Annotated in this window: 12 protein-coding genes; 7 read left to right on the forward strand and 5 right to left on the reverse strand. The window is 56.1% G+C overall.

Annotated features, from left to right (window positions below; genetic code table 11):
* Positions 1 to 24 precede the first annotated feature (24 nt).
* Both C7476_RS14925 and C7476_RS14930 read right to left on the reverse strand, forming a co-directional pair.
* Positions 25 to 1,236, reverse strand: coding sequence for a M20/M25/M40 family metallo-hydrolase (locus tag C7476_RS14925; protein ID WP_114430713.1), 1,212 nt, complete (start codon positions 1,234 to 1,236; stop codon positions 25 to 27).
* 41 nt (positions 1,237 to 1,277) lie between these two features.
* Entirely contained in the window at positions 1,278 to 2,828 is a 1,551-nt protein-coding gene (locus tag C7476_RS14930; RefSeq protein ID WP_114430714.1) for an AbgT family transporter, read from the reverse strand.
* A gap of 606 nt (positions 2,829 to 3,434) precedes the next feature.
* Here C7476_RS14930 and C7476_RS14935 point away from each other — a divergent pair.
* The 4 genes from C7476_RS14935 to C7476_RS14950 all read left to right on the forward strand — a co-directional run bounded on the left by C7476_RS14935 (position 3,435) and on the right by C7476_RS14950 (position 8,381).
* Positions 3,435 to 5,099 carry an alpha/beta hydrolase gene (locus C7476_RS14935; protein ID WP_114430715.1) on the forward strand — a complete coding sequence of 555 codons (1,665 nt, stop codon included), beginning with the start codon at positions 3,435 to 3,437 and terminating at the stop codon, positions 5,097 to 5,099.
* A 149-nt stretch (positions 5,100 to 5,248) separates the two neighbouring features.
* A complete protein-coding gene (locus C7476_RS14940) occupies positions 5,249 to 5,740 on the forward strand; it encodes a DUF1269 domain-containing protein (protein WP_114430716.1) in 492 nt (163 codons plus the stop codon).
* 176 nt (positions 5,741 to 5,916) lie between these two features.
* Positions 5,917 to 6,963, forward strand: coding sequence for an AI-2E family transporter (locus C7476_RS14945; RefSeq protein WP_245426363.1), 1,047 nt, complete (start codon positions 5,917 to 5,919; stop codon positions 6,961 to 6,963).
* Between the two features lie 266 nt (positions 6,964 to 7,229).
* Positions 7,230 to 8,381 (forward strand): helix-turn-helix domain-containing protein, encoded by a 1,152-nt coding sequence (locus C7476_RS14950; RefSeq protein ID WP_114430718.1) that lies wholly within the window; start codon positions 7,230 to 7,232, stop codon positions 8,379 to 8,381.
* Positions 8,382 to 8,677: 296 nt separating this feature from the next.
* Here C7476_RS14950 and C7476_RS14955 read toward each other — a convergent pair whose 3' ends face one another.
* The 3 genes from C7476_RS14955 to C7476_RS14965 all read right to left on the reverse strand — a co-directional run bounded on the left by C7476_RS14955 (position 8,678) and on the right by C7476_RS14965 (position 10,850).
* Positions 8,678 to 9,430, reverse strand: a complete 753-nt coding sequence (locus C7476_RS14955) for an SDR family oxidoreductase (protein WP_114430719.1) — start codon at positions 9,428 to 9,430, stop codon at positions 8,678 to 8,680.
* A 148-nt stretch (positions 9,431 to 9,578) separates the two neighbouring features.
* Entirely contained in the window at positions 9,579 to 10,016 is a 438-nt protein-coding gene (locus tag C7476_RS14960) for a cupin domain-containing protein (protein WP_425373989.1), read from the reverse strand.
* Positions 10,017 to 10,094: 78 nt separating this feature from the next.
* A complete protein-coding gene (locus C7476_RS14965; RefSeq protein WP_114430720.1) occupies positions 10,095 to 10,850 on the reverse strand; it encodes an SDR family oxidoreductase in 756 nt (251 codons plus the stop codon).
* 354 nt (positions 10,851 to 11,204) lie between these two features.
* Between C7476_RS14965 and C7476_RS14970 the strand changes: the two genes are divergently transcribed.
* The 3 genes from C7476_RS14970 (at position 11,205) to C7476_RS14980 (ending at position 13,031) form a co-directional block, all read left to right on the forward strand.
* On the forward strand, positions 11,205 to 11,852 hold the full coding sequence (locus tag C7476_RS14970; RefSeq protein WP_114430721.1) for an RrF2 family transcriptional regulator: 648 nt from the start codon (positions 11,205 to 11,207) through the stop codon (positions 11,850 to 11,852).
* 28 nt (positions 11,853 to 11,880) lie between these two features.
* Positions 11,881 to 12,558, forward strand: coding sequence for a response regulator transcription factor (locus C7476_RS14975; protein WP_114430722.1), 678 nt, complete (start codon positions 11,881 to 11,883; stop codon positions 12,556 to 12,558).
* Positions 12,559 to 12,641: 83 nt separating this feature from the next.
* Positions 12,642 to 13,031 carry a response regulator transcription factor gene (locus C7476_RS14980; RefSeq protein ID WP_181872452.1) on the forward strand — a complete coding sequence of 130 codons (390 nt, stop codon included), beginning with the start codon at positions 12,642 to 12,644 and terminating at the stop codon, positions 13,029 to 13,031.
* The last annotated feature ends 29 nt before the right edge of the window (positions 13,032 to 13,060 follow it).

Genomic DNA, 13,060 nt, shown 5'->3' on the forward strand with positions numbered 1-13,060 from the left:
CAAGCCAGACCGCCTGGCAGGGCTCTACTCATCGAGCGTCGCCATCAGGACACCAATGCGGCAGCCTTTTTCAAACTCCGGAAGGTTGACATATTCCTTGATGGTATGGATCTCTGCCTGGCCGGAGCCGATGGTGATGGTAGGAACGCCATGCTTATCGAGCCAGTTGGCGTCCAGGCCGCCATTCGAGAATACATATTGTGGCTCCATGCCGAGCATCTGTAATGCCCTTGTCGCACGCTTTACGATCGGAGCGTCCTTACCGAGTTCGAACGGCGGATAGGACGTCACATGGCTGAATTTCAGCGCCGCGGTGTCGCCCGCGTCATCCGTGACCTCACTTTGTGCTTTGATGAATGCTTCTTCATAACCTTTGGCGATCTTCGTTGCAAAGGCGGATTCGGGACTGCGCGCCTCACCCTTGATGAAGGCATAGTCGGTCACGACATTGGTCGCGTCGCCCGCGGGTTTGTTGTCCTTGCCACCGAAGATGCCGACATTGCTGGTGCCGCGGCCGTCCGGCTTGACGACCTTGCCGAACCAGCCAGCCCGCCGCGCTTCGGCAAGCGCCATTGCTCCAACCATCGTTGCCGATATGCCCTTTTCAGGGGCAACACCGGCATGCGAGGCGCGGCCGGTGATTTCTACTTCCCAGTTCTCCTGGCCGACGGCGCCGATGATCAGGTCGGATGCCATCTGGCCATCGACATTGATGCACATGACCGCGCCACCAAGCGCGGCGGGGTTGAGCTCCCGTGCACCATGCAGCCCGCTTTCCTCGCGTACAGTAAAAAGCAGCGTGATTGGTGGGTGCGGCAGCTTATTCTTGATAAGCGTTTCGGCGACCACGACGAGAACCGCGACGCCGGTCCGGGCATCGCCGCCAAGGGCAGTAGTGCCATCCGAGACGATACGGTCGCCCTCGCGACGCGGTTTTGCTCCTGCACAGAGCGGCACGGTGTCGAGGTGCGTGGAAAAGAGAAGCCTCGGACCTGGACGTGTTCCAGGCAGATCCACGATCAGATTGCCCGTTTCCGTCGGTAGCGGAATACGTTTGTTGGCGTCGTCGAAACGAATGGCCGATGCCGGCACGCCGACCTTTTGCAGAGCGTCGCTGACCGCAGCGGCAATGTTGGCTTCTTGCCCGGTTACGCCTTCGACCGAGAGGAACCGCATCAGGTGATCTTCCGCCGCGGCGACGTCGAGGGGGATAGCGTTGTTGTTCATGATATCCATCCGATCATTGTGTTGTAATCGATGATATGTCCGACGGTTCTCTACAGGCCCCACGGCAGCCCGAGTGCCTTCCAGACCGCAAAGAGAGCCGTCCACAGCACGAACATCAAAACGACATAGGGCAGCATCAGCGAGACTATGGTGCCGACGCCCGCGGACTTGTCGTATTTCTGGGCGAAGCCGACGACGAGCGCAAAATAGGCGTTCAGCGGGGTGATCGCGTTCATCGGCGAGTCGCCAACACGATAGGCCGCAAGCACAGCCTCCGGCTCGACGCCAAGCTTCATCAGCAGCGGCACGAAGACGGGCGCGAAGATTGCCCACTTTGCGATTGCGCCGGTCAGCAACAGGTCGATGATCGCGACAACGACGATAAAGCCGATCAGCAGTGGCAGGGCTCCAATATTCGCCGCCTGCAGTGCGCCGGAAAGGCTGAGTGCCATAACGGTGCCTATGTTGGTGTAAGTGAAATAGGAGACGAACTGGCTGAGGACGAAAAACAGGAAGATTGTCCCGCCCATATTCTTGATAGACTTCTCAATGGCGGCGATCACCTCCGATAATGTCCGCAAAGTGCCGGCGCCAATACCGTAAGTCCACCCTGTCACCAGAAACATGAGCATGATGAGCGCGATCAGCCCATTCATGAATGGGGAATTACCGATCAGTTCGCCGGTTTCAGGATTGCGCAACGGCGCGCCACTGGGAAGCGTCAACAGCAAGAACACCACCAGAAGGCCTATGAGTCCATAGAGCGCAAACCTTAAACCGCGTGATTCCTGCTCGGACAGCGTGGCTCCTTGATCCGGGATGCTTCCGTCGGCCGCTGCCTCCGGCTTGTAGTCTCCCAGCCGTGGCGAAATCATGCGGTCCGTGATGAATGCGATAATGAAAGTCAGGAAAATTACCGATGCGATGGAAAACCAGACATTCGATGCCAGCCCGATCGATCGCGCGGGATCGACCAGCCGTGCCGCATCGTTGGTGAATTCCACGAGGACCGCATCGAGAGGTTTGATAAGCATGTTGACGGTGAAAGCGCCGGCTACCGCCGCAAAACCGAGCGCCAGACCAGCCAGCGGATGTCTCCCGACCGCCAGATAGGCAACCCCTGCAAGCGGGATGAGCACCAGGTAACCTGCATCGGCTGCAATACTTGCGAGAATACCCACGAACGCCAGAATGTAGGTCAGCGCCCAGCGCGGCGAAACAATGACAAGCTTGCGTATCAATGCTGTGACCAGACCGGATTCCTCGGCTACACCCGCACCGATCATGGCGGCGATCATAAGCCCCACCGCCGTGAAACTCATGAAGTTGGGAATGAGCGAGGCGTAGAGGAAGCGGATGCCTTCCACGTTCAGGAGGCTGCGTATTTCCGTTGAAGCCGTTTCGATCTGGTGCGTGTCAGGGTTGATGCGATCGTAGCTGACCGCCGCCCCGAAAGCACCTAGCACAGCCGACAAAACAATCACGATGCCGATCAGGATCAGGAAGATGATGACGGGATGGGGAACCATGTTTCCCACTTTCTCGACGCCGTCCAGCAGTCTTTGCATCACGGTCTTTGGCGCAGTATTGGCAGTGGCCATTTCAAGTCTCCCGTTAAGCCGACCGTTTGCGGCCAATTGCACACAGGTCATTAAGGTGCTGATGGCGCGGTTTCTTGGCCGGTCTGCTCAATCTGTGGTCGCCAAGACGAAAAATTATGGTCAATGGCCCTTCCGCGACATCCGCCAAAGCATCTTAGCAATCGTTGGTAATTGAACCGCCAATGACCGGATTGGGTACCGATTCTGGCTCTTTCAGTCATCGAGCGACGAGCCGAAAGGTGAAACTGAAACACCTCCTCTATCCCTCCGTGAAGATTATCCGTTCGAGGCGTGCGACAAGCGCCGCAGCGCAATGGTGTGAATATAGGGGTGCTCTAAATATCTGTGATAGGCATGGAATCCCAAAACCAGGCTCTCAGTTCAAATTTCCCGAGGGTTCATACAGCGATCCGCATCGACGGAATCTCGCCTGTTTTGGATCGTCTGATCAATGGCCATCGCTTCATCAACGCATAAACGCAGCGTTTGGACGAATAGATGCTCAATAACGGCGTGACACCACTTGGAATTGACATCACTATTCGACGAGGCAGCGAGTCGATGCGCCACGCCGTCGGTTGAGGGGAACGCGATTTGAGAGCTTATATGTCGATCCTGGCAAAGTCGTTCTCCGCCATTGGTCTGCTTTTCGGCATTCTTTTCTTTGCCGCATCCCTTACACCCAGTCTGATGCCACGCTCCTATCTCGTTCAGGGGGCGCTCTCCGGATTTTGTGCAGCGCTCGGCTATGGCGTGGGCGTGGCAACTGTTTGGCTTTGGCACCATCTGGAAATTCCAGTGCCAAGAGCGCGGGTTCAGAAAACCGCCAAATGGATTGCCGTCATTCTGTGCATCGGAACCGCCGGGGTTTTCCTGTGGAGGGCCGCCGCATGGCAAAACACCGTTCGAAGTCTCATGGGGCTTGGGCCGGTCGGAAGTGTGGAACCTATCGAACTCGCGGCCATCGCACTCGGCATTTTTCTAGTGGTCATTCTGCTCGCCCGCCTCTTCAGGCAGACGTTCCAGATTTTCTCGAGCTGGTTGAACCGGATCGTGCCGCGCCGTGTGTCCAAGGTCATTGGCGGCATGCTCGCGGTGGCACTCTTCTGGTCGGTGGCACAGGGTGTCTTGTTCAAAGTCGTCTTGCGCATGGTCGACACATCCTTTCGCGAACTCGATGCCATGATCGATGACAGCTCGACACCTCCTTTGGACCCCACAAAACCTGGCGGCCCGGGATCGATCCTCGACTGGCAGGGGCTGGGACGGCAGGGGCGCGCCTTCATCGCTTCCGGGCCTACAGGTGCGCAGATCGGCAATTTCTTCAACGCAAAGGCGCTTGATCCCATTCGGGTCTATGTGGGTTTGAATGCCGCGGAAACCGTCGATGAACGAGCGCGCCTCGCGCTGGAAGAATTGAAGCGTGATGGCGGGTTTGAACGATCAGCGTTGATTGTCATCGTTCCGACGGGAACAGGATGGGTCGACCCCGAGGGCATCGACACCGTCGAGTACCTTCATCGCGGCGACATCACCAGCGTCGCCATGCAATATTCTTATCTCAGCAGTTGGTTATCCTTGCTTGTGGAACCCGGCTATGGCGCTGAGGCAGGTCAAGCGCTGTTTCGCGAGGTATACCGTCACTGGGTTACGCTTCCGCGCGAGAGCCGTCCCAAGCTATACCTGTACGGTCTGAGCCTCGGAGCGATGAATTCCGAACTTTCGACGCATCTCTACGATATCATCGGCGATCCTTTTCAAGGTGCCCTGTGGAGCGGCCCACCCTTTCAGAGCCGCATTTGGAGCTCCATAACCGCCGACCGGTATCCCGGTTCGCCAGCATGGCTGCCGCGTTTCCGCGACGGTTCAATCATACGATTTACCAATCAGAACAACGCCCTGGATATCCCAGATGCCGTCTGGGGACCCATTCGCATAGTCTATCTGCAATATGCCAGCGATCCCGTGACGTTCTTTGATTTTCACGCCCTCTACCGGGAACCGGAATGGATGATGAACCCGCGTGGCCCGGATGTTTCGCCAAGTCTGCGCTGGATTCCGGGCGTTACCATGCTGCAGCTGCTGTTCGACATGGCAATCGCCACGACCTCGCCGATGGGATATGGCCATGTCTATGCCCCTGAGCACTATATCGACGGCTGGATTGCCGTTACCGATCCGCAAGGAATACAGCCAGAGGATATTTCGCGCCTGAAGGCTTTTTTCTTCGAACGGTCGCGAAGCACCGGCTATCCACCTCCAAGTGACTGATCACCTGGCCAAGATACGAGCGCCCCGACGGAAAAAGAAACACAATGCATAGCCGTGGGATTCAGGGCTAATCTCTTCGACGTGCCGGGCACGATATAGTTTTTTTGCAGCGCGTCCCGCGTTCGACACCGTGGAGAAATGGAGGCAATATGTCTGACCTGATTGCGATCGTCTATCCGACCGAACCAAAAGCCGAGGAGGTGCGCAATCGCCTGCTCGAACTCCAGAAAGAGTACCTGATCACACTCGGCGATGCTGTCATCGCCACCAAAACGGACGCCGGCAAGATCAGGCTCAACCAGATGGTGAGCACGACAGCAGCCGGCGCGGTTTCCGGCAGCTTCTGGGGCCTGCTGATTGGCGTCCTGTTTCTCAATCCGCTGATAGGCGCCGCGGTGGGTGCGGCGTCGGGCGCCCTCGGCGGAGCGTTGACCGACGTCGGTATCAACGACACCTTCATGAAGGATCTCGCGGCAAACATTCAGCCCGGAAATGCCGTACTGTTCGTGCTCGTGCAATCGATGACAGCCGACAAGGTGCTGAAGGATATTTCGCACTACGGCGGTATCGTTCTCAAAACGTCGTTGGATGAAACCAAGGAGCAGGTTCTGCGCGACGCTCTGCAAAAGGCCACATCGTGACCTTTTAACAGTAGGGCACAGTCCATCTCTAAACCGCAGGCTCCATCGTCCAGTTAGAAATCGAGATGGTTTGCGGAGCCGTCGGGCAAATGGCCTTAAACCATTGGGTAAAAGTCTTCGCCCAGCGCTTGCGGCGAGACCGGGATTATTGGGTAAGAGGGGCGGGTAAGCAGGACATGGCAGTTCTAGATGCAAAACCGATGATCGGCTATCTTGCAACCGGTATCCTCGTTCTCGGACTGCTCCGCGTCGGACACGCAATCTTCGTTCCGCTCGCCTTTTCCCTGTTCATCATCGCACTCGTCGCGCCGCTCCAGATCAGATTGCAGCGCTGGATACCGAAACTCCTTGCTCTGCTCGTGACACTTTCTGCAACAATCTTCCTTATCGTCGCCGTCGGCTCCTCAGTGACTTGGGGCCTGAGCAAGCTTGGCCAATGGCTGTTGGTCAATGCCCGCAGATTCCAGGATGTCTATGTCCACTGGACCGACTGGCTGGAAGAACACGGCATTGCCATCGCAGGTCCACTCGCCGACCGTTTCGACGTAACATGGCTGGTTGGCCTTACGCAGGGACTAGCGGGACGCCTCAATAGCTTTGCGGGATCCGCATTGTTGGTCTTTGTCTTCGTCATGCTCGGCCTCCTGGAAATGGAGGACTTTGGCAAGCGTCTTGGCTCCCCCGCCCTGCAACCGCAGGGCATGAACATGCTTAATGCCAATCGCGAAATATCAAGGAAGCTGCGCCGGTTCATGCTTGTGCGTACGTTTGCCAGCATCTCGACCGGATTGATTGTCTGGGCATTCGCCTCCTTCGCCGGCCTCGAACTGGCTGCCGCCTGGGGCGCAATTGCCTTCGCCCTCAACTATATACCGTTCCTTGGACCATTCGTAGCGACTGTCCTTCCGACGCTTTTTGCCATAGGCCAATTTGATTCCTGGCAGATGGCCCTGGCTGTGTTTGCCGGACTGAACCTGATCCAGTTCCTGATTGGAAGCTATCTTGAACCCCTGTTAACGGGCGCATCCTTGGCGATCTCGCCTTTCGCCGTCATCTTTTCGGTATTCTTCTGGAGCTTCATGTGGGGTGTGCCGGGCGCATTCATTGGCGTCCCCATTCTCATCGCGTTCATCATCTACTGCGAGAAATCGTCCGTGGCGAAATGGATTGCCGTGTTGCTGTCCGCCACGTCTTTTGACCACTCCGACAAAGCTCCTACCTAGTTTCGAAATGTCTACAGGTGGAGACACCACCAGTTGCGCAACCCGTTTCGTAACAGTTACGTACTGAACAGACGGCAGCGCCTGTGACATTCTTTTCAAAACGAGCATTTATACTGCGTGATTTCCACTTCCGGTGGCTTTATTGGAGCATCCATGCCTGTACTTCCCCCAGTAAAAATGGATCGAAGTATCGCCATAGCCGGCTCAAGCAGCAGGGCAACGCCAACCTGTTTGCACCTCGTTCTGGTACGACGAATGGTGAAATCATGAACGCTCATGATCAGGTCGCGCCAGCGGATGCGACGCTCGACAAAAACTTCCAACGGGCAGCAGCAGCCGCTGCCGTCAACTGCACTCGTTGCCAACCGAAGCGGACATCTTCCAGCGTATCTTCTATTCCCGCTTTCACGTTTGACACCAGCGGCGTGCCTGTTGATCAACAGTATGACTCCTGGTGCAAAAGCTTCTCGTCGATGCTCGAATTTGGCCAACGCAGGGACAGGTCCCGTGGCTTTGACGGAAAGCAAACGGTCTGGGATCTCGGCCGTCTGGTGTTCTCGCGGATCCGAACGGGCGCACTCGAGTTCGCAAGTGTCCCTGCTCACACGCGCAGGCAAGCGCTCGATCACTGGACTTTGACCATTCCACTCGACGGATCGATCAGCACCATTGGTCCGGCAGGAAGCTTTCAAGGCGGCGCCGGTATAGTACAGGTCCATTCCTTGGGGCGTTGGTTTGAAGGGCGTGTAACAAATAGCGAAATGCTGATGCTTTTTGTTCCCCGAGACTCCGATCCGGAATTGGCACATGTCCTCGCCGCTTCCGAATTCTCCACAGTCGATACGGCGATGGGCCGGCTATTGTCCGACTACTTCATCGGACTAGCCAAGCGGCTGCCAGCGGTCGAGACAAACAATCTGCCTGAACTCGTCGGCGCGACGCAGGCGATGATCCGGGCGTGCCTGCTGCCGTCTTCAGGCAATATCGAGACGGCTCAAACGCCTATCGCCCGCGTGTTGCTCGACAAGGCACGCCGCATAATGCAATCCAGATTGTTCGACCCATCGTTCAATGCGCATGCGTTGCGGCGCGACCTTGCGATTTCACGCACAGGACTTTATCGGATGTTCGAGCCATTCGGCGGCGTTATGCATTACCTGCAGCACCAGCGTCTCCTCGATGCACACGCAGCGTTGGCGGACCCGAACGACAAACGTCGTATTATCGAGATCGCTGAGCAGCGGTGTTTCAGTGATGGCGCCGAGTTCAGCCGGGCATTCAAGCGGGAGTTCGGCTATACGCCAAGCGAAGTGAGAGCCGGCCGCAAGAGCGGTGTGCCGAGCAGGCCGACGGGCGAGATCGCCACGGCAGCCCCTGAAGAACGGCTAGGGTTGCTGCTACGCAAGCTTCACGGTTGATCTGCAACACACGATCAACCGCTGGGACCCTGCACTATCCTGGTAAATCGTCATTGGTTATACTTGACAACAACAGTTTCATCGGAAGGTCGTGTTATGTTGCGTGGCACTACGATTATTATAGTTTGTATCGTCCTGGTTCTGGTGGCATGGAAGTTGATGCTTGCGTTCATGATACTCTGATAGCTGAGGCGCGTTCAGGACAAATCTTCTCGTCGGACAGGGTCAGGTTCGACGCTCGTGAAACCGGATAAACCACTGCATCAATCATCTGTGCCGCGGTCAACACGGCAGCTCTAACTGGCCATCGAGCGGTACAGCCAGTCGCCGTAGCGCATCGAACCGACATGCGTGTCGCTGCGTGGAAGCAGTGTGTCATCATTTAGTTCGACACCATAATAGGGCACGCTATCGTCGCTAATCACCTGGCGCGTATCCTCGTTTGCTGTGAGATACACACGCGCAATCTCATCGAGGCCGAACTGCTCGGGTCCGCTGATCTCCACCGTGTCGTTCCTTGCAGCGCCTACTACCAGTTCGGCCAGCATTTCAGCGACATTGTCGGCAGCTATGGGCTTTACAGATGCAGATGGAAGCCGAAAACCATTTCCATCTGCTCCCAAATCAATCACACCGCTGACAAATTCAAAGAATTGAGTGGAATGGAGGATAGTATAGGGCCTCCTTGATGCCCTGATGAGATTTTCCTGCACCATTTTCGCGCGGAAATAATCGCTCTCGACAAGGCGCGGCGTTCCCACAACGGAAAGCGCCAAGTAGTGCCTGACGCCTGCACCTGCTGATGCATTCAACAAGTTCCGGGTGGAAGACTTGAAAAACTCCAGGGCGGAATCGTCGCCAAATGACGGGGTGTTGGTGACGTCGATAACGGCATCAGCTCCAGAAATGGCGGCCGTGAGGCCCTCTCCAGTGACACTGTTGACCCCGAAAGAAATCGATGCCGGGACCACTTCGATATCCATCTGTCGAAGTTTCTCGACAAGTCGCGTTCCGATGAGTCCGCTCGCTCCGATGACCGTAATTTTCATCAGCTTGCTCCCGCTGTCGTGTTGAGTGGCTTCAACGTGATCCGCCGCTCAGATCGCAAATGATGCCGGAGCAGTGTTCTGATAGGCACTCCGACATCGATAAAGCTTAGCCTCATGCCAATCCGTGGCGAACAAGGCGCATGGATTGTCACTCCACCGGCATGACGACCGGAGCGTCCTTGTTCTTGAGCAGCACAACAATAAATTTCGCCGGCTTAGAGGTGCTCGCATTGCGGCTGATCAGGTGAATGTCAGATGGGCTTTCGTAGAAGGTGTCTCCCGGCGACAACGTGACTTCTTTTTCTCCCTTGACCTGCATCACGATCGAGCCTTCCAAAACGTAGACGAATGCATTTGCATCGTGTTTGTGGATAGGCGAGGAACCTCCGGGCTCATACTCGACCGATATCATCAGCCCCTCCTTGCCAGGATAATTTGGCAGGTCCTTTTGCATGAGGGGCTTAACCTTTGCAGCATCTTCAGCGGCAATGACCGGCAACGTGCCAAGCAGGCCAATTGCAGCCGACACAACGAGCGTTAAGAATCCAGATTTCATTGTTGTAATCCCTTTTGGTTTTGGATGCATGTGCGTTGTGCACGCGTATCGACCTCTACTACGCTGAGGCCAACAGCTCACGTGCCCTAGGTGTTCGCCACACGGGGCTCACTTCGGCTGCTGGGACTGACGGAACCAATCGTCGAAGCTGATCTTGCCGAGCCGCGCACCGTCACCGGGCACGATCGACTGGTCGTTGAGTTCAGATCCGAAATAACGCGCATGGACATCCGCCTCGACCGTGCGCGGATCGTTGGCGGCTTTCAGATACCGGGCAACGATCTCGTTCATCGGAGCGCGCTCGGGCCCGGCAATCTCGATCGTGCCATTGAGCGGCTTGCCCAGAGCGGCATCTGCCATTGCATCGGCAACATCGTCCGATGCGATCGGCTGGAAAGATGCTGGCGAAAGCCGAGCGACGGTGCCGACTGTCGCTTCATCAGCGATGCCTTTCAGAAATTCCATGAACTGGGTGGAATGGACGATCGTGTATGGAATCGGCGATTGCTTGATGAGCCGCTCCTGGGCCAGTTTGGCCCGGAAGTAACCATTTTCCGGCAACCGCTCCGTTCCGACGATGGATAGCGCAATGTGGTGCTTTACGCCGGCCTTGGCTTCTGCAGCGAGCAGGTTGCGGCCCGATGTTTCAAAAAATTCGAGCACAGCCTTGTCTTCCCATACAGGCGCATTTGCAAGGTCAACGACAACCTCGGCGCCGACCAGCGCTTCCGCCAGGCCTTCGCCGGTGATGGTGTTAACGCCAGTGTTTGGTGATACGGCAAGAACCTCGTGGCCTTTATTGCGCAGACGTACGGCGGTCTTGGATCCGATGAGCCCGGTTCCACCGACAATAACAATTTTCATAATTTGTCTCCTCGTTGTGGGCCCTTTGGGGCCGGATGACTTTATCGCTTCGGAGAATGGCTGGGGAGACAAAATCATTCCATTGTGCAGGGGGGCGGTCGCTCTAATCGCCGGGTTTAGTCAACCCATCCTCAAGTCTAGGAACGCGTGACACGGGTATTGCCGAGCGACGCAATCAGCTGATCGCCGCGACATGTCTGCGCAGGTCCCAAATAAGGCAAAGGGCTATGGCGCCATCGGATTTGATCACGAAGTTCGTCCTTATCAGGTGTGCGATGATATCAATGCTAGCCTGCGCATCTGTTGCCCAAAAAACGCTGGCGTTTTATAACGCGTACGTGTAGATGAGGTGTTATGAACACAAACGCGACAAAGCCCAGGGACCGCGTTGATGCAGCGACGCACAGCGCCCGTCCGCCAAGCCTGTATGGGGCCACGGTCGAATATGGCATCCACTGCATGATGTATTTGATCCAGCCGCGCGCAACGCCTGTAAGCAGCCGTGATCTTGCCGAATTGCAGGGGGTTCCCGTTACCTTGATGGCGAGAATTATGCCACGGCTTGAAAAGGCCGGAATCGTTGTTTCGACCAGCGGCATCAATGGCGGATATAGGCTCGCCAAAGAGCCACGGAAAATCACAGTGCTCGATATTGTCGATGCCATAGATGGCCGTAAGAATGTTTTCGACTGTAAGGACGTCCGCAAGAATTGCGTTCTGTTTGCTGGTGATGCGCCCACGTGGATGACCAGCGGCGTCTGCGGTATTCACGCTGTGATGCTTCGCGCCCAAAAAAGCATGCGCCAGGAAATGGCGCGCACGACGCTTGAAGACCTTTCCGGGGCCTTCGATCGGCGGGCTCCGGCAGCGTTTGGAGAAGATGTGGGTGCGTGGCTCGACAATCGCGCGGTGAACCGCGAAGCTACGCGTATTTCGGCAGTCAAGGACAGTTCAAGGAGAAGAGTACGGGGCGGCCAGAAAAATTTGGGGCCGCAGTCGTGAAGCTATGGAATGCATTGGAGGATGGCAAATGAACATTTCTTTGGGAAATGCAGTCGGCACCATTGAAGCCCGTCCCGAGACGACCCCCTTGGTGCTGGTCGTGGATGATGACGAGTCGGTGCGGCTTTCTATTTGTGAACTGATGGAATCGGTGGAAATTGAGACTGCAGCGTTTAGCTCGACTCAAGCACTGTTGGATGCCGACATTCTGGACAGACCGGGCTGCATGATTCTCGACGTGCGGATGCCAGGTGCAAGCGGTCTTGATTTCCAGACTCGCCTGATCGCCAATGGCATCTCAGCCTCCATCATTTTTCTGACCGGTCATGGCGATATTCCAATGACGGTTCAGGCGATGAAGGCAGGTGCAGTCGAATTTCTGACCAAGCCTGTTCGCGATCAGACCCTGCTCGATGCGGTGAACAAGGCTATCGAAACTGACAAGGAACGGCGCGCCGAGCAACGCACCACCAAGACGAACATAGCGCTTTATGGGACGCTCACGCACCGCGAGCGCCAGGTCATGGAGGCCGTCGTGCGCGGTGCGCTGAGCAAGCAGATCGCCTTCGATCTCAACATTTCTGAAATCACGGTCAAGCTTCATCGAAGCAGTGTGATGCGCAAGATGAAGACGCCGTTCGTCACACACCTTGTTCGTGCCTGGCAGTCGATACCAGCGGATATACGTGATGACTACCTGGCCTAGACTTCCGTATGGATTTGATAAGGCGGTGATCCGGCAGATACTAAGCCATTGTGACGAAAGTCCGCTGTGTGAAAGTTTGCGAATTGATCCTTACCCCAACCATTGCAGTCGTCGACGACGATGTGAGCATCTGCAAAGCCTTGGCCGAATTGCTCGAGGTACTCGATTTCAAGTGCCAGACGTTCGACCGTCCGGAAAAGTTTCTAGCCGCATCCATCAGTGGGCGGTTCGACTGCCTTATCACCGATCTCAATATGAAAGGCATGACCGGTTTGGAGCTTCAACAAAAGCTGTCTGCCGCCGATCCCGATTTGCCTATTATCTTCATGTCGGCCCAGTCGGCCGCCGAAGCAAAATCCCAGGCACTGCGTCTGGGCGCGGTAGCCTTTCTAAGCAAGCCGATCAATGACGATGTCTTGCACAGGCATATCATTTCAGCTCTCAATCGACGGTCAAGGCCTCGAGAGCCGTAACAATAGCGTTTCATCGAATTAAACAGCAT

It is taken from the genome of Phyllobacterium bourgognense (assembly GCF_003337575.1).
Taxonomy (GTDB): Bacteria; Pseudomonadota; Alphaproteobacteria; order Rhizobiales; family Rhizobiaceae; genus Phyllobacterium; species Phyllobacterium bourgognense.